Origin of the sequence: Chenggangzhangella methanolivorans (assembly GCF_019797865.1) — a bacterium.
GTDB lineage: Bacteria > Pseudomonadota > Alphaproteobacteria > Rhizobiales > Methylopilaceae > Methylopila > Methylopila methanolivorans.
Map to the genome: position 1 here is coordinate 5,426,936 of NZ_CP081869.1, position 18,219 is coordinate 5,445,154.

Annotated in this window: 18 protein-coding genes and 4 pseudogenes; 9 read left to right on the plus strand and 13 right to left on the minus strand. The window is 68.0% G+C overall.

Going from position 1 to position 18,219, the window contains the following annotated elements; all coding sequences use genetic code 11:
• Window positions 1–102 precede the first annotated feature (102 nt).
• A complete protein-coding gene (locus K6K41_RS28535; RefSeq protein WP_261403326.1) occupies window positions 103–981 on the plus strand; it encodes a quinoprotein dehydrogenase-associated SoxYZ-like carrier in 879 nt (292 codons plus the stop codon).
• Window positions 982–1,111: 130 nt separating this feature from the next.
• On the opposite strand, the gene K6K41_RS28540 is transcribed toward K6K41_RS28535, so the two are convergent.
• The 7 genes from K6K41_RS28540 to K6K41_RS28570 form a co-directional block, all read right to left on the minus strand.
• Entirely contained in the window at window positions 1,112–1,402 is a 291-nt protein-coding gene (locus K6K41_RS28540) for a hypothetical protein (protein WP_261405854.1), read from the minus strand.
• A 56-nt stretch (window positions 1,403–1,458) separates the two neighbouring features.
• Window positions 1,459–2,172, minus strand: coding sequence for a hypothetical protein (locus K6K41_RS28545; RefSeq protein WP_261403327.1), 714 nt, complete (start codon window positions 2,170–2,172; stop codon window positions 1,459–1,461).
• A gap of 162 nt (window positions 2,173–2,334) precedes the next feature.
• On the minus strand, window positions 2,335–3,018 hold the full coding sequence (locus K6K41_RS28550) for a response regulator transcription factor (RefSeq protein WP_261403328.1): 684 nt from the start codon (window positions 3,016–3,018) through the stop codon (window positions 2,335–2,337).
• Window positions 3,015–4,559 carry a sensor histidine kinase gene (locus K6K41_RS28555; RefSeq protein ID WP_261403329.1) on the minus strand — a complete coding sequence of 515 codons (1,545 nt, stop codon included), beginning with the start codon at window positions 4,557–4,559 and terminating at the stop codon, window positions 3,015–3,017. The genes K6K41_RS28550 and K6K41_RS28555 overlap by 4 nt, the downstream gene beginning before the upstream one ends.
• Window positions 4,560–4,772: 213 nt before the next feature.
• Entirely contained in the window at window positions 4,773–5,036 is a 264-nt protein-coding gene (locus K6K41_RS28560) for a histidine kinase (RefSeq protein ID WP_261403330.1), read from the minus strand.
• Entirely contained in the window at window positions 5,033–5,467 is a 435-nt protein-coding gene (locus tag K6K41_RS28565) for a cupredoxin domain-containing protein (protein WP_261403331.1), read from the minus strand. The genes K6K41_RS28560 and K6K41_RS28565 overlap by 4 nt, the downstream gene beginning before the upstream one ends.
• A gap of 264 nt (window positions 5,468–5,731) precedes the next feature.
• The gene (locus K6K41_RS28570; protein ID WP_261403332.1) at window positions 5,732–5,947 is read right to left on the minus strand and encodes a hypothetical protein; all 216 of its coding nucleotides are present in this window, start codon (window positions 5,945–5,947) and stop codon (window positions 5,732–5,734) included.
• A 373-nt stretch (window positions 5,948–6,320) separates the two neighbouring features.
• On the opposite strand from K6K41_RS28570, the pseudogene fae reads away from it, so the two are divergent.
• A pseudogene (gene fae, locus K6K41_RS28575) lies at window positions 6,321–6,831 on the plus strand (formaldehyde-activating enzyme).
• Between the two features lie 385 nt (window positions 6,832–7,216).
• Here fae and K6K41_RS28580 read toward each other — a convergent pair.
• The 4 genes and pseudogenes from K6K41_RS28580 to K6K41_RS28595 form a co-directional block, all read right to left on the minus strand.
• Window positions 7,217–7,931, minus strand: a pseudogene (locus K6K41_RS28580) (ABC transporter ATP-binding protein).
• Window positions 7,928–8,695 (minus strand): ABC transporter permease, encoded by a 768-nt coding sequence (locus K6K41_RS28585; protein ID WP_378148448.1) that lies wholly within the window; start codon window positions 8,693–8,695, stop codon window positions 7,928–7,930. The pseudogene K6K41_RS28580 and the gene K6K41_RS28585 overlap by 4 nt, the downstream one beginning before the upstream one ends.
• A 7-nt stretch (window positions 8,696–8,702) precedes the next feature.
• The gene (locus tag K6K41_RS28590) at window positions 8,703–9,416 is read right to left on the minus strand and encodes an ABC transporter substrate-binding protein (protein ID WP_428978556.1); all 714 of its coding nucleotides are present in this window, start codon (window positions 9,414–9,416) and stop codon (window positions 8,703–8,705) included.
• Window positions 9,417–9,695: 279 nt separating this feature from the next.
• Window positions 9,696–10,223, minus strand: a complete 528-nt coding sequence (locus tag K6K41_RS28595) for a DUF3280 domain-containing protein (protein ID WP_261403334.1) — start codon at window positions 10,221–10,223, stop codon at window positions 9,696–9,698.
• A 667-nt stretch (window positions 10,224–10,890) separates the two neighbouring features.
• On the opposite strand from K6K41_RS28595, the gene K6K41_RS28600 reads away from it, so the two are divergent.
• The 7 genes and pseudogenes from K6K41_RS28600 (at window position 10,891) to K6K41_RS28630 (ending at window position 16,571) form a co-directional block, all read left to right on the plus strand.
• On the plus strand, window positions 10,891–11,208 hold the full coding sequence (locus K6K41_RS28600) for a type 1 periplasmic-binding domain-containing protein (RefSeq protein ID WP_261403335.1): 318 nt from the start codon (window positions 10,891–10,893) through the stop codon (window positions 11,206–11,208).
• A gap of 126 nt (window positions 11,209–11,334) precedes the next feature.
• Entirely contained in the window at window positions 11,335–11,820 is a 486-nt protein-coding gene (locus K6K41_RS28605) for a type 1 periplasmic-binding domain-containing protein (protein ID WP_261403336.1), read from the plus strand.
• A 65-nt stretch (window positions 11,821–11,885) separates the two neighbouring features.
• Window positions 11,886–12,884 (plus strand): annotated as a pseudogene (locus K6K41_RS28610) (PQQ-dependent catabolism-associated beta-propeller protein).
• Window positions 12,885–13,041: 157 nt separating this feature from the next.
• A pseudogene (locus K6K41_RS28615) lies at window positions 13,042–13,656 on the plus strand (ATP-binding cassette domain-containing protein); the annotation flags it as partial.
• 180 nt (window positions 13,657–13,836) lie between these two features.
• Entirely contained in the window at window positions 13,837–14,628 is a 792-nt protein-coding gene (locus tag K6K41_RS28620) for an ABC transporter permease (protein WP_261405856.1), read from the plus strand.
• A 460-nt stretch (window positions 14,629–15,088) separates the two neighbouring features.
• The gene (locus K6K41_RS28625; RefSeq protein WP_261403337.1) at window positions 15,089–15,583 is read left to right on the plus strand and encodes a hypothetical protein; all 495 of its coding nucleotides are present in this window, start codon (window positions 15,089–15,091) and stop codon (window positions 15,581–15,583) included.
• A 10-nt stretch (window positions 15,584–15,593) separates the two neighbouring features.
• Window positions 15,594–16,571, plus strand: a complete 978-nt coding sequence (locus K6K41_RS28630) for a tripartite tricarboxylate transporter substrate-binding protein (RefSeq protein ID WP_261403338.1) — start codon at window positions 15,594–15,596, stop codon at window positions 16,569–16,571.
• 6 nt (window positions 16,572–16,577) lie between these two features.
• On the opposite strand, the gene K6K41_RS28635 is transcribed toward K6K41_RS28630, so the two are convergent.
• Together K6K41_RS28635 and K6K41_RS28640 are read right to left on the minus strand one after the other, a co-directional pair.
• Window positions 16,578–17,195 (minus strand): PQQ-dependent catabolism-associated CXXCW motif protein, encoded by a 618-nt coding sequence (locus K6K41_RS28635; RefSeq protein WP_378148462.1) that lies wholly within the window; start codon window positions 17,193–17,195, stop codon window positions 16,578–16,580.
• Entirely contained in the window at window positions 17,192–18,061 is an 870-nt protein-coding gene (locus K6K41_RS28640; protein ID WP_261403339.1) for a substrate-binding domain-containing protein, read from the minus strand. Before K6K41_RS28640 ends, K6K41_RS28635 begins: the two co-directional genes overlap by 4 nt.
• Window positions 18,062–18,219: the final 158 nt, after the last annotated feature.

Below are 18,219 nucleotides of genomic sequence, written 5' to 3' on the forward strand. Positions count from 1 at the left end.
AACCGCTGCGCGTCATATAATTCGGATTGAACAACCGCCGAAGCAGGCGGACGCCGGACGCGCCGTCACAAGAGCGCGCCGCCACCCATGGGAGAGAAGATCATGACGTTCCGTCTTCGGTCCGCATCCGTGAGCGCGCTCGCGATCGCGGCGGCGCTCGGCCTCTCCGCGGCTCCCGCGCTCGCCCAGAGCCCGGCAGAGCAGCAGCAGCAGCAGAGCCAGAACACCGACAAAACGTTCGAGAGCTTCAAGGCCGACGCCTTCGGCGACAAGGCGATCGCGGCCAACGCCGACTTCATCAAGATGACCGCGCCCTACCGCGCGGAGGACGCCGCGGTGGTGCCGATCGACGTCGCGGTCGCGCTGCCCGAGGGCGACCAGCGCACGATCTCCAAGGTGACGCTGATCGTCGACGAGAACCCCTCCCCGGTCGCCGCGACCTTCACGCTCGGCCAGAACCGCAAGGAGTTCTGGATTTCGACCCGTCTGCGCGTGAACGCCTACTCAACCGTGCGCACCGTGGTCGAGACCAGCGACGGCAAGCTCGCGATGAACGGCAAGTTCGTGAAGGCCTCGGGCGGCTGCTCGGCGCCGGCGCTCAAGGACCAGGACGAGGCCATGGCGCGGATCGGCCAGACCCGCTTCCGCAACCTTGCGGCCCAGACCGAAGGCGAGCCCGCCGCCACCAAGTTCGACCGGGCCCAGCTGATGATCCGCCACCCGAACTATTCGGGCCTGCAGATGAACGTGGTGGACCGAAGCTACATCCCGGCCTGGTTCGTGAACCACCTCGAGATCCGCCAGGGCGACGAGATGGTGTTCACGATGGACGGCGGCATCTCGCTCAGCGAGGATCCAATGATCCAGTTCACCTATCACAAGAAGCCCGGCGCCAAGCTCGCGATGAACGGCACGGACACGCAGGGCAAGGCGTTCTCGGCCGATCTCCAGCAGGACGCCGCGAGCGCCCAGCCGCGCTGAACGGCGCACGCCTCAAGAAACGCGAAGGGCCGGTCCAATGACCGGCCCTTTTCATGCGCGCCTGAAACGTCGGCCGTCTGGACCGCTCCCATTTGTCCCGGATGACAGCCGGGACGCGAGCGTCAGCGCCTTACGGGAAGCACTTCACCTCGGCCTCGGCCTGCGCGCGGCGCATGTTGGCGACCTTGTCGTGCAGGTCGCCGCTGGTGCGGAACAGCTCCGATGACTGGCCCGCGATCTTGTTCATCCGCAGGATCACCTCCGCCTCCTCGTATTCGGAGTACGGAAGGATCGACGCGATCGTGTCGATCGAGCACGAGCAGCGCTCGAGCGAGTCGCGGGTCTGGCCGTTGGACGCCATGCAGCCGAAGATGTAGTCGGCCTTCTCGACCGTCGGATAATCGTTCGAGACGTCGGCCATCGCCGTCGCCGGGGCGACGATGAGCGCGGCGGCGACCAGAAGACGAGCGACCCGGCTCACTTGGCCGCTCCCGACGGCGCGGCCGCGTCCGCCTTGACGACCTTGGGCTTCACGCGAAGCTCCTCGGTCAGCAGCACGCCGCCGTCCGGCTTCGGGGTCACGGTCTTCAGGGCGTAGAGGCCGCCGGGAACCTCGTCGGAGAAGGTCAGCTCATAGCTGCGTTCGGCGAATTCACGCAGCTTGCCGCGGTTCTTCGCGTCGTCCTGGAACGGCTTTATGGAGACCTTCCAGCCGTCGATCGTCTTGCCGTCGAACTCGATCTTGGTGGGCTCGGCCGGCGTCTGGGCGGCGAGCGCCTCGCGCAGCTTGGTGCGGAAATAGAACGGGCTTCCGCCGAGAGTCTTCTGCATGTCCTTCACGTCCTCCTCGAGGATCGCGACGATCACCGGGTTTCCGGTCTTCGACATGTTGCCCAGCACCTGGCCGCGGTCGCCGGTGAAGAGGTCGATGCGCACCGAGTCCTCGGCGCCCTGGGGGCCGACATTGACCTTCACCTCGTCCTCGAAAGACGGGGTCGCCTTCGGATCCTCGGACTTGCGCACGAAGCTGTAGGAGATCGTGCTGCCGTTCTCGAGCTTCTGGAAATGGGGCGCGTAGAACACGAGGTCGACCGAGATCGGGGCCGCCGCAAGCGCGGCGGACGCCGTCATCAGGGCGACGCAGGCGGCGAGCGGCGCCGCGCTCAGGCGGCGTAGAGAAACGGAGATCATCAGGTCTTCCTCGATCGGGCCGGCCCTTCAGGCGCGCAGATGCGCGGCCGCGAGCCGTTGTTCTGTCCCGCCATTATGGAGCGCCCAATAAGGCCATGCCAAGGCTTTGGCCTGCGGGGCGCTTCGCCGCGCGCCTTTAGACTGACCTCGCCGAAGCCAGCGTCAGCTCGACTGGAACATGAAACCGCGGCCGCGAACGGTCACGATCAGGCGCGCGCCTTCGGGCGTCGCCTCGCCGAGCTTGTGGCGCAGATAGCCGATATAGACGTCGACGACGTTGAGCGACGCGCCGCCGTGGCCGGCCCACAGGGCGGCGAAGATGTCGGCCCGGCTGAGCGGCTCGCCGACGTGGCGCATCAGCAGGGCGAGCAGGTCGACCTCACGTTCGGTGAGGCGAGCCGAGCCCTTGTCGGTCGTGACGTTGCGGGTCTCGAGGTCGAGGTCGAGCGGCGGCACGATGAGGTGGCGCTGGTCCTCGCCGCTGTTTTCGCGCTTGAGCTCCTGCACCCGCACGCGCGCCAGAAGCTCCTCGAAATCGAAGGGCTTGACCATGTAGTCGTCGGCGCCGGCCATCAGCCCTTCGGTGCGCTCCGACACAGACGACTTCGCCGACAGCATGATGATCGGCGCGGTCTGGCCCGCCGCCCTCAGCGCCTTGCAGACCTCGATGCCGGACCGTCCGGGAAGCATGACGTCGAGGATGATGGCGGAGAGCTGCTTGCCGGTCGCCGCCGCCAGAGCCTGCTCGCCGTCGCCCACCAGTTCGACCTCGTAGGACTCGGCCGAGAACCCCCGGCGCAGCACGGAGCCGATGTCGACGTCGTCTTCAACGATGAGAATGGTCATGAGCCGGCTCCGATAGCGAGACGCGGGGTCAGCGAGGGCAAGGTGATGGTGACGATCGTGCCGGGCTTGCGCCCCGGCGCGGCGGTGCGGCTGTCGATCGTGATCGCGCCGTTGTGGCGTTCGACGATCCAGCGCGCGAGCGCAAGCCCGATGCCGAAGCCCGAGCCCTCCTTCTCGCTAACGCCGCGGTAAAAGCGCTCGAACACGTGCGGAAGGTCGGCTTCGGGGATCCCCTCCCCGTCGTCCGACACCTTGAGGACGGCGCCGTCCGGACCGTAGCCGACAGCAAGGCGGATGTGCCCGCCGGAGGAGTGCCGAACGGCGTTCGCCACGAGCCCCTCGACGACCTGACGCAGCCATTCGGCGTCGGCCTCCACGACCGGATCCTCGGTCGACGGCTCGACGACGATCGTGACGCTCCGCGCCTTGGCCGCCGCGCTCACTCCGTCGCGCGCCTGCTCGACGATGGCGACGAGCGAGACCGGTTCGAATTCAAGATCGAGCTGGCCGTTCTCGGAGCGGGCGACGCGCAGGAGATCCTCGACGCGGCGATGGAGGCGGCGTGCACGGGCGCGGATCGTGACGAGCGCCTGGGCGAGATCCTCGCTCGCGGGCTTACCGCGCAGCGTCACGTCCACCTCTCCCAGGATGACGGTGAGCGGCGTGCGGAGTTCATGGCTGACGTCGGTGAAGAAGCGTCGGCGCGCGATGTCGATGTCGGAGAGCCGCTCGTTCGCCGACCTGAGTTCGACGGTCCGGGCGTCGACGATCTCCTGCAGGCGCGACTGGGCGAGCAGAAGCCGCCGCTCGCGCCGCGACAGGTGCAGCGCCATCCGGTTGAAGCGCGTGGTGAGCAGGCCGAGCTCGTCGTGTCCCCGCACCGCGAGGCGCACGTCCGTATGCCCCTGCGCGATCTCCCGCGCGGCGCCGGCCACCTCCGAGATGCGAGACAGCAGCGGGCTGACGATCCAGCGATAGAGCAGGAACGCGATCAGGGCCGCGATCCCGAGCGCGAGCGTCGACATCGGCGCGAGCTTCGAGCGCAGACGCGCCATGTCGGCGTCGGCGGAGCGGGCGGCGACGCGTTCGTTGTCGATCGCCTGCGCGATCGTCGGTCCGAAGCCGCCGCCGAACAGATCGAGCGACGCGCGCACCTTCTCCTCCGCGGCCTGTTGCGCGCCCTCGCGCGGTTCTCGCCCCTCGCGGATGGCCTGCATGACCTGCCGGTCGAGCAGGCCGAAATCGCTCTTCATCCGCGCCAGCGCCCGTCCGCGAGAGGCGGCGATGGCGGAGGCCTCCTCCTCGCCGCGGCGCCTCACCTCCTCGATGATGTCCTGCCCGAAGCGCTCGAAGGCTTCCTGGATGCGCTTGCGCGGAAGCGACAGGCGGTCGCTCTGGAGTTCGTGGGATTCGGTCGTCTGGAGCGCGGCGAGCGCATAGTCGCCGACACGGCTCGATGCGGTCGACAGATCCTCGAGCCGCCGCTGCGCGGAGGAGAGCGCCGCGACGTGCTGGTTGGCGATCGAGAGCGTCCAGGCCAACACACCACCGCCGCCGCGCCGGTCGTCACGACGACGGAGGCCACGAGCACCGCCAGCCGGCCCCGCAGCGACCGGAGCCATGACCGCGCGGCCGCGAGCCGTCGCCGCGCAGTCACGGCCGGCGTCGGAGACGAGGCGCTCACGCGCCGTCATCCGACGCGCGGCGCGCCGCCGCGGACGCCGCCGAAAGGCAGTCGCGCGCGGCGGCGGAGGTCATCGTCCGAGCGCCTTCTTGGCGTCGGCGACGGCGTCGAGGCACTCGTCGTATTCCTTCTCGCCCTTCTCGCGCTTGGCGACGCGCAGCGCGGTCTTGAGCGCGTCGGCGGTAGCCTTGGGGTGCTCTTTCGCGACCTCGGACGAGATCATGGCGATGCCGGCGTCGCAGTCGGCCGCGTCGTCGGCGAAGGCCGGCGCTGGAAGAGCGAGGGCGGCGAGCAAAGCGAGGCCCGTCAGGGCGCTGTGGGTCCGGGCGCTCATTTCGCGACGATCTTTCCGGTCATGCCCTTCGACTCGAGACCGTCGATCCACCATTTGAACTCGCCCGGACGGATCACCACGAACTCAAGCCGGATCGCGCCGGCGTCGTCCCATTCGAGATGATGCGGAGACCCCGGACCGTGGATCTCAAGATGATTGATCACGATCTGGTTGATCCAGATGTGCCGGAAGAATTCAGGTGAGAAGAATTTGTATTCCTTGCCTCCCTTCGACACGATGTCGAGCTGGTAGGCTTTACCGGACTCGAGTTCGAAGTCCTTCTGGCTGACCGCGTAGTCGTCGCCCTGATCGTTGCCGAAGACGAGGTCGGGCAGCGTCTGGCGGCCTTTGGCGAGGTCGACCGCGGCCGCTGGCAGCGCGACCAGCGCGGCTGCGCCCAGCATCGCGGCCCTGACGAAATATCGAAACATCTCAACGCGTCTCCCGTGGTTCGAGACCTCTTTCGGATCTCTTTGCCTGACGTCGGACTGAAGCGCGTCGCCGGAATTCGTCGGCCCCGACGCCGACGGGGACCGCGCGTCGAACGTGCGATCCCGGTCCGCCGACGTTCCCCGCGCGACGTTGCGCGGCTCCGGTCCGACTCCGGCAAGAATAGATACTCGGAACTTTCGCGTCTATGATCTTCTAATTTATTCTTTTCTTATGATTGCATTCTCGGCGGGATATCTTTGACGTTAGTTGTAGTTTCGCGTCAATCGAGCATTGGCGTCGGACCCGCACTTCCAGCGCGAGATCTGCCATTCGGGATGGGCGTCGGCCCATTCGGCAATGATCGGAACCGACCCCATCATGCAGCTGCGCGCGTCGGCGAGATCGTAGCCGACCAGCAGCCGCTCCTCGCGGCAGGTTTCCGGAGACGCGGCGAGGCACACGAGCAATACGAGGTTCATGAGCTGCTCCTTTCAGGCGCGCGCGGCGCCCATCGGCCTCCGCGCCCCATCGCTGGAGGCTCGAAGATGAGGATACGCTCATGATGGTGCGTCGCAACAGGAATATGGTGCGTCGCGTCAACAACCGGAGCGCGTTGCAGCAAAGACGCACTCGCTCTGGCCCGCGACGGTTTTGCGCCCTAAGAAGCGCTTGCGATGCGAAGCGGGTCGCGACTAGTGTGCGCCCGCATGTCCAAGCACAGCGCTATCCGGCCAACCGGTTCGGGCTCCCTAACCGAACGCTGACGCGACGATAGATACGGGCATCGGCCGAGCGGCGCTCCCCCAGCGCTGGCGGCGACACCACGGACCAACCTGGGAGGATGCTTCTTTTATGGCGAAGATCACCAAGACCCTCATCGGCGAATCGCTTGTCGGCGACGGCAACGAAGTCGCCCACATCGACCTCATCATCGGCCCGCGCGGGTCGACGGCTGAATCGGCCTTCGTCAACGCGCTGACCAACAACAAGGACGGCTTCACCTCGCTTCTCGCGGTCGTGGCGCCGAACCTGCTCGCCAAGCCGAACACGATCCTGTTCAACAAGGTCACCATCAAGGACGCCCGCCAGGCCGTCCAGATGTTCGGCCCGGCCCAGTACGGCGTCGCCAAGGCGGTCGTCGATTCGGTCGCCGAAGGCGTGATCCCCGAGGACGAAGCCGACGACCTGTTCATCGGTCGGCGTGTTCATTCACTGGGAAGCGGCCGACGACGCCAAGATCCAGGAATACAACTACCAGGCGACGAAGGAAGCCATCGCCCGCGCCATCGCCGGCGAGCCGAAGGCCAAGGACGTCGTGGCTCAGTCCGCGACCGCCAAGCACCCCTTCGCCGCGAACGCGTAGAGCGGAAACCACTCTGGACAGAACGCCCCTGCAGCGAAGCCTCCAGGGCTGCTCCAGCGGTTGGCCGCCATCTTATTCGGTAAGTAAGACTGTCGGCGAGGGCCCGAAGCGCAAGCTTCGGGCCCTTACCTTTGTGGGGCGCCGAAGGCGCGCCGCCCATGATTGTCGAGGCGCGGCGTCTTCCGCCTCCCTCCCCTGGGACAGAGGAGGGTAAGGGCGGGGTCGACCTCAGTATGGCGCTCGGCGGATGACGCTGCGCTTCGCGGAAGCGGCGTCATCGCCAGTCTGGGTGCTGGGCTCTGTTGGGAAACGCCCCACGCCCCACCCTCCCCTATCCCGGGGAGGCAGAGCGCCCTTTCCTCAATACCCGGGTTCCGACCGGCCTTTAGCCAGCTTGCAGCAGTTCGCCCCGGAAGCGGTCGACGTCGTCGGCGCGGCGACGGTTTTCGGCGCTCAGCTCCACGCGCACGTCACGCTCGATTCTCACCGGGGGGCCGCCGAGCACCACCACGCGGTCGGCGAGCCGCACCGCCTCGCGGCTGTCATGGGTCACGAAGAGCACGGTCGTCGGCCGGCGAGCGATCAAATCGGCGAGAAGATCGCGCAGCCGCTCGGCCGTCGCCTCGTCGAGCGACACGAACGGCTCGTCCATGAGTAGCAGGTCGGGCTCCAGCGCGAAGGCGCGGGCGAGCGCGACGCGGCGCTGCATGCCGAGCGACAGGCGCTCGGGAAAGACGTTGTGGGCGTCCGAAAGGCCCATCTCGGCGAGCACCGTCTTCGCGCGCTCGCGCTGCTCGGCGCCGGCGGGCAGCGGCAGCGTCACATTGTCGAGGACGGTGCGCCATGGCAGCAGGCGGGCTCTGGAACGCGTAGCCGATCCGCGGCTCCTTGGCCGTGAACGCGACGCGCCCGCGGAAATCGCGGTCGACGCCCGCGAGCATGTTGAGCAGCGTGGTCTTGCCGAGCCCCGACGGCCCCAGCAGCGCCACGAAGGATCGGTCGGCGACGTCGAGCCGGAAATCGCGATAGAGCGCCCGCTCGGGCGCGCCATGGGCCGCCGGAAAGGTCTTGGCGGCGATCTCGAGCGTGACGCCGGTCATCGCCGCCACCTGTTGGCCGCATGCTCCCAGGGCTGGATGATGCCGAGCTCGATCGCCTGGACGATGAAGCCGAAGGCGAGCGCGTAAGCGAGAATCGTCGCCACGTCCCAGAGTTGGAAGGCGGTCTGGAGTTCGAATCCGACGCCGTTCGGCCGCCCGAGCAGCTCCACCACGAGCACGATCTTCCAGACGAGCGCGAGGCCCGACCGGGCGGCGGCGGCGAAGTAAGGCGCAAGCTGCGGCAGAATGACGTGGCGAAGGGTCTTCCAGCGGCTGAAACGGTAGATCGCGGCCATCTCGGCGAGGTCGCGGCTAAGGGCCGCGGCGCCCTCGCGGAGCGTCACCGCGACGTTCGGGATCTTGTTGATCGCGACCGCCGCCACCGCCGCCGCCTCGATCAGCCCGAACCAGACGTAGCAGAGCATGATGATGACGAGCGCCGGCAGGTTCAGGAACAGCACCACCCACGGCCCGAGCAGCCGGTCGGCGGTCTTCGACAGCCCCATGAAGATGCCGAGCGCCGAGCCGATGGTCATGGCGAGCAGGAAGCTCGCGGCGACGCGGGCGAGCGTGATGCCGAGGTTCGAGAACAGCTCGCCGGTCTTGGCCGCGGCGATCAGCGCGTCGACCACCAGCGGGGGCGTCGGAAGCAGCTTCGGATCTGCGTAGAACAACGCCGCGGCCCACCAAACGGCCAGGAAACCGGCGAGCGAAACCGCCCACCATCCAAGCCGCGACGCAACCCCCAACGCCCCTGCTCCCATCGACGCTTTACACCCTGGGCGACCAGAACAGGCCCGGGTCGAACCGCGGATTGGGTCCGACGAACTCGGCGCCGCCGAGATCGGACAAGAGGCCGTAGAGCTTTTGGGAGGACGCGGCTTGCGCGGCGTCCCAGGGGCCCGGGATTCCGGCGCGGAAATAGTCGCGCAGCCGCTGGAACTCGGCGTCGGACTTCACCTGCATGCTGGGCTTGAGCCGGGCCCAGGCCTCGTCCGAGGTTCTCAGCGTTTCGTTCGCGGCCGCGACCGCCTCGAAGAAGCCCTCGAGCGCCGGCCCCGCTGTTTCGAACAGTTGCTCGCGCCACACGAAGCCGACGAGCGGCGGCGGCGGCTCGAGGCCGAGCTTGCGCATCACCTCCGCGACGTCGACGAGCCGGCGATATCCTTCGGCGTCGAGGCGCGCGGCGAAGTTCCAGAACGTCAGCGCCGCGTCGATGCGTCCGAGCCTCAGCTGCTCCGAAAGCAGCGGCGGGGCCCCGAACACCGGCTCCGCCATGGTGGCGATGTCGCCGTCGACCTCCTTGTGGGCGTAGGCGCGGAACAGCAGCCAGCTCTTGTCGATCGGGCCGCCAGCGACGCCGATCTTCTTGCCCTTGAGGTCCGCGAGCTTCTGGATCGGCGAGTCCTTCGTCACCATCAGCGCGCCGAGCGCGGAGGAATAGGGCGCGAAGCGGAACGTCTCGCCCTCGATCCGGCGACGCATGGCCCACGGCCAGTCGCTGACGGTGAGGTCCGCCTGCCCAGCCTGCAGCGCGACGGTGAGCGCCTGGTGGGGAGGCGAGGTCGATGCGCTCGAACGGCGCAGGCGCGCCCTTCGCCTCGGCCTCGGCCTTGATGGTGTCGAGCAGCCAGTTGACCGTGCCGAACTTGAGCGAGGCGATCTTCAGCGTGCGATCGGCGCGCGCGGCCGTCGGAGCGAACGCCGCGGCGGCCGCAAGCGCGGCGGCTCCCGCGAGTGCGTCCCGGCGGGTGATGCGACAGCTCATAGCGCGCCCGCCTCCGGCATCGGATCTTTCAGGATGTTGCGGGTCATCAGATACTTGGTCCCGTGGTCCCACGTCTCCTGCGTGTTGCCGCGGATGTCCGCGCTGCCGCCGCGCACCGTCTTGCCGGTCTTCACGTCGACGATCTGGACGTTGATGTTGAGAATGAGGTTCGAGACCTTCTGGATGTGGCCGACGACCACGAGATCCGCGCCGACCGCGCCCGCGGCCTTCGTCGCGCAGGGAATGCAGTCCTTCAGCGACTTCACGTCCTTGAGCCCCGCCTGCGCGGGCGTCGCGTCGACCACGTCGATCGAACCCTTGCGCAGGAACTCCGCGACCTGCTCGGCGACCCGCTTCACGCGGTCGGTCTCGTCCTGCCGGGGGCCGTTCGACTCGCCTTCCTGGCTGGAGTCGATGAATTCGAACGGAAACACAGCCGCCTTCGCGGGCGCGGCCACCGCGTGACCACCCGAGAACATCGCGACGGTGGCGGTCGCCAACGCAGCTTCTCGCCAGTTGCGCATCAGTCGTCTCCCTAAGTCGCAGTCTTATTCTTATCGGCGTGCGCGAGCCGTGCGACGGTACTCACCACGCATATCGAGGAAGATTTTGCAATCCGACATAGGACCTTCAAGCAATCGTCAGAACTTATTATTTTTTTATCCATTGCTTTCGCTTGAGCGGCGCTATGAATTCGGCGGCGTCCGCCGCCATGCGGTTGACCAAGAGCGGGCTTGACGGATCCCGCCGCGCCGCCACGTTGCGGCTGTCTGCGAGGATCTGTCGTCTCGCGACCACGGCCGCAAAGAGCCGACGGAGGATCTCGCATGCCGGGACAGGCGAAGCTGGCGCGGAGCGTCGCGAAGTGAAGCGTGGTCGATCGAGTTTCGCGTCTTGCGCGGCCGGCTTGCTCGCCGCCGCCTGCCTCGTGTCCGTCGTCCCCTCCCCGGCTTCGTCGCAGGAGGCCTCGCCGCCGGCCGCCCCGGGTCCGGCTCCGAAGAACGCCCCCGCCCCGATGGAGCTCAGCTTCGGCGTGCTCCGCCAGTTCCCGCCGGATCCGCCGTGGTGGAACAACATCCTGACGACCTCGCCGGAAGATGACGGGATCGCCGGCGCGGCTCTCGGGATCACGGACACAACACGACCGGGCGCTTCCTCAAGCAGGACTTCAAGATCGCCGCACAGGAGCTGGTGCCGGACGGCGAGGACCCGATGCCGGCGTTCCAGCGGATCCTCGACTCGGGCGCCAAGTTCATCATCGTCGCGGTTCCGCCGGACGCGCTCCTCAAGATGGCCGACGCCGTGAAGGGCAAGGACGTCATCCTGTTCAACGCCGGCGCGTCCGACGACAGGCTGCGGGCGAAGGACTGCCGCTTCGACATTCTCCACACCGCGCCGAGCCGCGCGATGCTGACCGACGCGCTCGCGCAGTATCTCGTGTCGAAGCGCTGGAACAGCTGCTGCTCACCGGCCGCCGCGCGGAGGACCGGCTCTACGCCGACGCCGTGAAGCGCTCCGCGAAGAAGTTCGGCGGCAAGATCGTCGAGGAGCGCACCTGGAATTTCGGTCCGGACGCGCGCGAGACCGGCAACGACATCATCCCGGTGTTCACGCAAGGGGTGTCCTACGACGTCATTGTGCTCGCCGACGAACTGGGCGAGTTCGGGCCCGCTCATCGGCTATCGCAGCTGGGATCCGCGCCCGACCGCCGGCACCCAGGGCCTGACCCCCACGACCTGGAACGTCACCGTGACCGGCTGGGGCGCCGAGCAGATCCAAAACCGCTTCGCCCGCCAGTCCAAGCGCGGCATGCGCCCGCTCGACTTCCAGATGTGGCTCGCGATGCGCACCATCGGCGAAGCCTCGGCGCGCATCCGCTCGAACGACGTCGGCAAGCTCCGCGAGTTCATCTTCGGGCCGAACTTCCAGCTCGCCGGCTTCAAAGGCGGCGCCTTCTCCTATCGACCTTGGGACCATCAGCTGCGCCAGCCGATCGTGCTGTCCTCGCCGGCCGCGATGGTCGCGGCCTCGCCGAACGCCGCCTTCCTCCACCAGACCAACCCGCTCGACACGCTCGGCTTCGACAAGCCCGAGAGCGAATGCAAGTTCCCCTCGCAGTGACCCCGCAGGCCGCCCGCCCCGACGCCTCAACGAGAAGGCGGCGCCGCGCTCAGGAGACGCAACCGATGACCACTCGCCTCTTCCCCGCCCGCGCCAGCGTGACGGCGCTCGTCGCCGCGGGCGCGCTCGCGACGCTGGTCGGCTTCGCGGGGCCCGCGAACGCCGGCAAGATCTTCGTCACCAACGAGCGCGACCACACCATGACGGTGGTGGACAGCGACACGCTCAAGGTGCTGGAGACGGGTGAAGACCGGGCGGCGCCCCGCGGCCTGACCGTCAGCCCCGACAACAAGCTGATCTACATCTGCGCGAGCGACGACAACCGCGTCGAGGTCTACGATCCCAACACCTTGAAGCTGATCAAGACCCTGCCTCGGGCCCCGACCCCGAGCTCTTCGTGCTCCACCCTTCGGGCAATCCGCTTTACATCGCCAACGAGGACGACGCGCTCGTCACGATCGTCGACACCAAGACCAACCAGGTGCTGAGCGAGATCCCGGTGGGCGTCGAGCCGGAAGGCATGGGCATCAGCCCCGACGGCAAGATCCTGGTGAACACCTCCGAAACCACCAGCATGGCGCATTTCATCAACACCGAGACGCGCCAGATCGTCGAGAACGTGCTGGTCGACACCCGTCCGCGCGTCGCGGAGTTCACGCCGGACGGCAAGCAGGTCTGGGTCTCGGCCGAGGTCGGCGGCACGGTCTCGATCATCGACGTCGCGACCCACCAGATAACCAAGAAACTGAACTTCGAGATCCCCGGCGTCACGCCGGAGGCGATCCAGCCGGTCGCGTGCGCATCACCAAGGACGGCTCGACGGCCTTCATCGCGCTCGGGCCCGCCAACCGCGTCGCGGTGGTCGACGTGAAGACCGCCGAGATCAAGAGATACCTGCTGGTCGGACAGCGCGTCTGCAGCTCGGCTTCTCGCCGGACGAGAAGTTCCTCTACACGACCAACGGCAACTCGAACGACATCTCGGTCATCGACGTCGCCAACGACAAGGTGGTCAAGTCGATCGCGGTCGGCCGCGGCCCGTGGGGCGTCGTCGCGATCCCCTGACGCTCGACGTGGACGCCCGACGCTTTAGATAGTTCGTGAGCGGCCCCCTCTCCCGGGGGCCGCAGCGCATGAACGCTTAGGACAGCCTCTTTGGCCACCGATCCAGAAGCAGACGACGCCGGTTCGACGCCCGCTCTCAGCGTGGCGGGAGTGACGCATTCCTTCGGCTCGAAGACGGCTTTCGGGCGTCTCGCTCGAAGCGCCGGCCGGCGCCTTCACCGCGCTCGTCGGCCAGAACGGAGCCGGCAAGACCACGCTGTTCTCGCTGATCACCCGGCTCTACAACAACACGAGCGGCTCGATCCGCGTGCTCGGCGCGGACGTGCGCCGCGAGCCCGCCAAGGCGCTGTCGCGGCTCGGCGTCGTGTTCCAGGCGCGCACGCTCGATCTGGAGCTCTCGGTCTTCCAGAATCTGCTCTATCACGCGGCGCTTCACGGCATCGGCCGCTCGGAGGCGAGGACGCGCGCCGAGGCCGCGCTCGCCCGCGTCGGCCTGTCGGATCGCGCGAAGGACAAGGTCCGCGCGCTCTCCGGCGGCCAGATGCGGCGCGTCGAGATCGCCCGGGCGCTGCTGCATGGGCCCGCTTTCCTGCTGCTCGACGAGCCGACCACCGGCCTCGACATCGGCTCGCGCCGCACCCTCACCGAAGAAGTGCGCCGGCTCATCCGCGAGGACGGGATCGGCGTCCTCTGGGCCACTCACCTCACCGACGAGATCGCGGCCGCCGACCGCGTCGTCGTGCTCCATCAGGGCAAGGTCATGGGCACGGGCTCGCCGCAGGAGCTCTGCGCGCGGGCCAAGACCGACGACGTCGGCCAGGCCTTCATGACGATCGTCGGCGAAGCCCCGCCGGCTCAAAGGCTTCCGCATGAGCGCCGTGTCCGACCTGCCCGCGCGCCTGCCCCCCTTTCGCATGGCCGCGAGGTGACGTTCGGCGGCTATCTGGTCGTGATGTCGGGCATCGTCTGGCGCGAGGGCCTGCGCTTCCTGCACCAGCGCGGCCGCTTCCTGTCGGCGCTCGTTCGCCCGCTCGTCTGGCTCTTCATCTTCGCGGCCGGCTTCCGCGCGACGCTCGGCGTCTCGATCATCCCGCCTTACGAGACCTACATCCTCTATGAGGTCTACATCGCGCCCGGCCTGATGGCGATGATCCAGCTCTTCAACGGGCTGCAGTCCTCGCTCTCGATGGTCTACGACCGCGAGGTCGGCGCCATGCGCATTCTGCTGGTGAGCCCCTATCCGCGCTGGTTCCTGCTCGTCTCCAAGCTCGTGGCCGGCATCGCGGTCTCGCTGCTCCAGGTCTACGCTTTCCTGCTGGTGGCCTGGTTCTGGGAGGTGCGGCCCGACGATCCGATGGGCTACCTCTACGTGCTGCCGGCGCTCATCGTCACCGGCTTCATGCTCGGCGCGATGGGCCTTGCGATGAGTTCGGTGTTCAAGCAGCTCGAGAATTTCGCGAGCGTGATGAACTTCGTGATCTTCCCGATGTTCTTCGCCTCGTCGGCGCTCTATCCGCTGTGGCGGGTGCAGCAGTCGAGCGAGCTGCTCTACGCCATCTGCAGCTACAATCCCTTCACGCACGCGGTCGAGCTGATCCGCTTCGCGCTCTACGGCCAGGTCGAATGGACCGCGCTCGCCGTCGTCGTCGGCTGCTCGCTCGTGTTTCTGATCGCGGCCGTCTTCGCCTACGATCCCTCGACGGGCCTCACCGCCCGCCGCGGCGGTCCCGACGCCGCCAAATGAGACGACGTCGCCTGCGCCGCCTATAAGAACGTTCCAAGACGGCCCCTCGCTCATATGGCGCGAGGCGAAGGCCGCGATGACCCGGGAGACCGCCCAATGACGACGCCGAAGGCGAACCGCCCGACCCGCTCGCAGGCATGCGCCGCCGCGCTCGCGGCGTCGCTCCTTGCATTCCCCGCCTTCGCGCAGGGCGGCGCCGGACAAGGCGGCTTGAGCGCCGACACGCCCGTGCTTGCGCCCCAGCCCGCGGGGCCCAACAGCCCGAGCGACGCCCCCGAAGCCGAAGACGGCCCTGCCCCCCCGCGACACGCCGCGCGCGCCTCAGCCCGGCCAGGACGCCGCCGGGCCCAAAACCCCGCTGCCGCCGCGCGACACGCCGCGCGCCCAGCAGCCGGGACAACAGCGCGCCGCCCATACGATCGATCCGGACTGGCCGTGCGTCCAGGTCAAGGTCGCGGAGATGTCCTACGGGCAGATGTGGGGCGGCCCGCCGCTCGAAAAGGCGCTGGAAAGCTGGAGCGCCGACGGCGACGTGAGCGAGATCGTCGACGATCTCGTCGCCCGCCGCACCAAGATGGACGACGCCAAGGCGATGATCGCCAAATTCGCCAAAGCCGCGGGCGACAAGCGCGACGAGAAGCTGTCCATGCTGTTCGCAGGGATCTTCACAGAGATCAACGCCCAGCGCTCGCAGATCGTGAACGGCATCGAGCGCTATTCGCGCAAGCAGAGATCCTTGTCGGAGAAGATCAAGACCGAGAGCATCAAGATCGCCGACACGCAGAAGGACATGGCTTCGCAGAACACGCCCGAGGCCCTGCAGCAGCAGCAGACGCTCGACTGGGACACGCGCATCTATGACGAGCGCCAGCAGCAGCTCACCTATGTGTGCGAAAGCCCCGTCATTCTTGAACAGCGCCCTTCGACCTCGGACGCGAGATCCAGGCGAATCTGACGACGGCTCAATGACGACCAAGACTGCTTGGGGCCCCGACAGGCGCGTCGTAGCTTCCGGCCTCGGCGCCGCGGCCATCGCGGGCCTGGCGGGCGGGTCGGCGGCGGCCCAGACTGTCGGCCTCGAGATCATCGCGGCCGGACAACCGGGCGACGGCGACGACCAGCTCGCACGCGCGGTCGCCGAAGGGTTCGGCGTGACGCAGCTTCTGCCTCGCGCGATGGCGATCGACGTGCCCCGCACGCCGGACGCCGCGGCGGAGTTTCTCGACGGCAAGCGTCCGCGCGCGTCGCTGATGGTGCTCAGCCTCTCGGCCGTCGGGGCGCTCACGATTGCGGGCGCGGCCGGTCGGCTGCGGCAGTTCCGGCCCGTCGCGCGGCTGATCGGCGAACGTCAGCCGATCGTGGTCCGGGCGGACTCGCCCTATCGCACCCTCGATGACCTGATGGCCGCGATCGCCCGCGACCCCGCAGCCGTGCGATGGGCGGGGCGCCCGCTCGGCAGCGCCGATCACCAGCTGGCGCTTCGGCTCACCAAGGCGGCCGGCGCGGATCCGAAGCGGCTCTCCTACCGCGCTGCAGACACGGCGGCGCGCGTCGCCTTCTGGGCGCTGAAGGGCGAGACGCCGGTCGCGACGGGAGCGCTTCTCGAATTCGCGTCCCAGATCCGCGGCGGAACGCTGCGGGCGCTCGCGCTCGCCTCGCCCGACCGGACGCCGGACATCGACATTCCCACGCTGCGCGAGCAGGGGGTGGACCTCGCCATGTTGAACTGGCGCGGCCTCGTTTCCCGCGGAGCGGTCAGCTCGGCGCTGATTGACCGTTTCGGCGAGGCGATGCTGAGGGTCTCGCGCTATCCAGGCTGGCTGCAGATGCTCGACCAGCGCTTCTGGGCGAACCTCTACGACGAGGAAGACGCGTTCGAGCGCTTCATCGCCGAGGAGGCCGCGCAGGTGACGCGCCTGCTCACGGAAGGCGGCGCCATCTAAGCCCCGTCACTGCGTCGGCGAGAGCGCATAGGGCGTCGCGCGCTCGAGCGGCAGTCCCGCCTCGCCCCAGCCGTCCGTTCCCGCCGAATACCAGATGACGTCTGTGTATCCCCACTCCATGGCGCGCTTGGCCGCGTTCCAGGACATCCAGCAGGCGGCGCGACAGTAGAACAGCAAGGGCTTCGCCTTGTCGCCGCCGGACAGGGCCGTCAGCGCGTCGCGAAAATACGCCTCCGTCTCTGGGACGAGCGCGCCGTAGCCGACATTGGCCAGCCAGACGCTGCCCGGAATGTCTTCGCGCGGCTTGTCGCGCCACACCGTGCCGGGCGGCAGGTTCGGCGGGTGACGGTCACGCGGCATCGTGTCGAGAAACACCGCGCTTTTCGCGCGCCACAGCGCTTCCGCTGATTTGGTGTCGATCGACCGCGCGCCGCTGAGCGTCAGCGGCGTCGGGGTGCGGTAGTCGTCCATCCGGTAGCCCGACGGCTCGGACGGCGCCGCGCCCTCGACCGGATCCTCCATGGCAGGCCCGGCGGCCTGAAGCGGCGCGGCGGGAGCGACCGCCGCGCCGGCGGCCGCGAGCGCGGCGGCGGCGAGAGCGCCGCGCCACCGCCGCCTGTTCATTTCGCCGCCTGCTTGACGTTGTCCTGCTCGTCGACCAGCGGAACGCCGTAGTCCGACAGGATCTTGTCAATATCGGCCTGATGCTTGGAGATGAACTCGTTCAGCCTATGCTTCCAGTTGTCTTCGCCAGGCCGCACGCCGAAGGTCATCCGGTAGATCATCGGCGGCTGTCCCTTCTCCTTCACGAGCGGAATGGACGAAAGGGCCGACGACTGCTTGACGTAATAGCCGCCGAGCGGACCCCAGATGATCGCGGCGTCGACGTCGCCGGACTCGACGTCCTTCAGCATCTGCTCGACCGGCGATTCGTATCGACGGTCGACCGTCAGGCTGTACGGCTTGGCCCGGGCCATGAGGCCGTTGCGAATGAGGTGGCTGGCGGCCGGCGTGCCTGCCGTAACGCCCACGCGCTTGCCCTGAAGCTTCGGATCGGACAGCTGGTCCACGCCGTCGAGCTCTCCGCCCTTCTTGGTCACGATGATCGAGGTCGTGCGCATGAAGGCGTTGGTGTTGAGATACGGGTCGGCGCCCTGGCTCACCCCGAGCACCACGTCGCAGCGCTTGATGCCGAGCGTCATCCGGTAGAAGCCCGTCGCCTGCGGGAACCAGGTGTAGGCGAGCGGCACGCCGAGATCCTTGGCGAGCAGCTCCGCGATCTTGTTCTCGTAACCCTCGCCCTTTTCGTTCGAGAGCGGCATGTCGGCGGGGTCCGCGCAGACGCGCAGCGTCGCGCGATTGACGAGGTCGGAGGTCTGGGCCCCGGCCGGGCTCGCAAGTCCTGCGGCAAGCGCCAGCGCGGCGGCGAACCCTGCAAGGCGACGTGCGGCTGCGCCGTTCGGCATGTCGGTGATCGGGGATTTGGTCATGTCCACCCTTCCGGTCGCCCGCGCCGGTTCGGCCGGCTTGGCGGGCTTTTCTTATTAGACGTCGCGGCGCGGCGTGTTTTGGCGCCGTCTCGCCGCGGCCGGGCCGGCGCGTCGTTACAGGACGCGCAAACGGCTCTGCGATCGCGTCAGTATATAGA

Coding starts and splice junctions, on each gene's coding strand:
- K6K41_RS28590 (WP_428978556.1), bottom strand. CDS start 9,416: ATGCGTCGCCGGATCGAGGGCGAGACGTTCCGCTTCGCGCCCTATTCC.
- K6K41_RS28550 (WP_261403328.1), bottom strand. CDS start 3,018: ATGACCATTCTCATCGTTGAAGACGACGTCGACATCGGCTCCGTGCTG.
- K6K41_RS28565 (WP_261403331.1), bottom strand. CDS start 5,467: ATGTTTCGATATTTCGTCAGGGCCGCGATGCTGGGCGCAGCCGCGCTG.
- K6K41_RS28560 (WP_261403330.1), bottom strand. CDS start 5,036: ATGAGCGCCCGGACCCACAGCGCCCTGACGGGCCTCGCTTTGCTCGCC.
- K6K41_RS28545 (WP_261403327.1), bottom strand. CDS start 2,172: ATGATCTCCGTTTCTCTACGCCGCCTGAGCGCGGCGCCGCTCGCCGCC.
- K6K41_RS28620 (WP_261405856.1), top strand. CDS start 13,837: ATGTCGGGCATCGTCTGGCGCGAGGGCCTGCGCTTCCTGCACCAGCGC.
- K6K41_RS28640 (WP_261403339.1), bottom strand. CDS start 18,061: ATGACCAAATCCCCGATCACCGACATGCCGAACGGCGCAGCCGCACGT.
- K6K41_RS28570 (WP_261403332.1), bottom strand. CDS start 5,947: ATGAACCTCGTATTGCTCGTGTGCCTCGCCGCGTCTCCGGAAACCTGC.
- K6K41_RS28535 (WP_261403326.1), top strand. CDS start 103: ATGACGTTCCGTCTTCGGTCCGCATCCGTGAGCGCGCTCGCGATCGCG.
- K6K41_RS28635 (WP_378148462.1), bottom strand. CDS start 17,195: ATGAACAGGCGGCGGTGGCGCGGCGCTCTCGCCGCCGCCGCGCTCGCG.
- K6K41_RS28595 (WP_261403334.1), bottom strand. CDS start 10,223: ATGCGCAACTGGCGAGAAGCTGCGTTGGCGACCGCCACCGTCGCGATG.
- K6K41_RS28630 (WP_261403338.1), top strand. CDS start 15,594: ATGACGACCAAGACTGCTTGGGGCCCCGACAGGCGCGTCGTAGCTTCC.
- K6K41_RS28625 (WP_261403337.1), top strand. CDS start 15,089: ATGTCCTACGGGCAGATGTGGGGCGGCCCGCCGCTCGAAAAGGCGCTG.
- K6K41_RS28585 (WP_378148448.1), bottom strand. CDS start 8,695: ATGGGAGCAGGGGCGTTGGGGGTTGCGTCGCGGCTTGGATGGTGGGCG.
- K6K41_RS28540 (WP_261405854.1), bottom strand. CDS start 1,402: ATGGCCGACGTCTCGAACGATTATCCGACGGTCGAGAAGGCCGACTAC.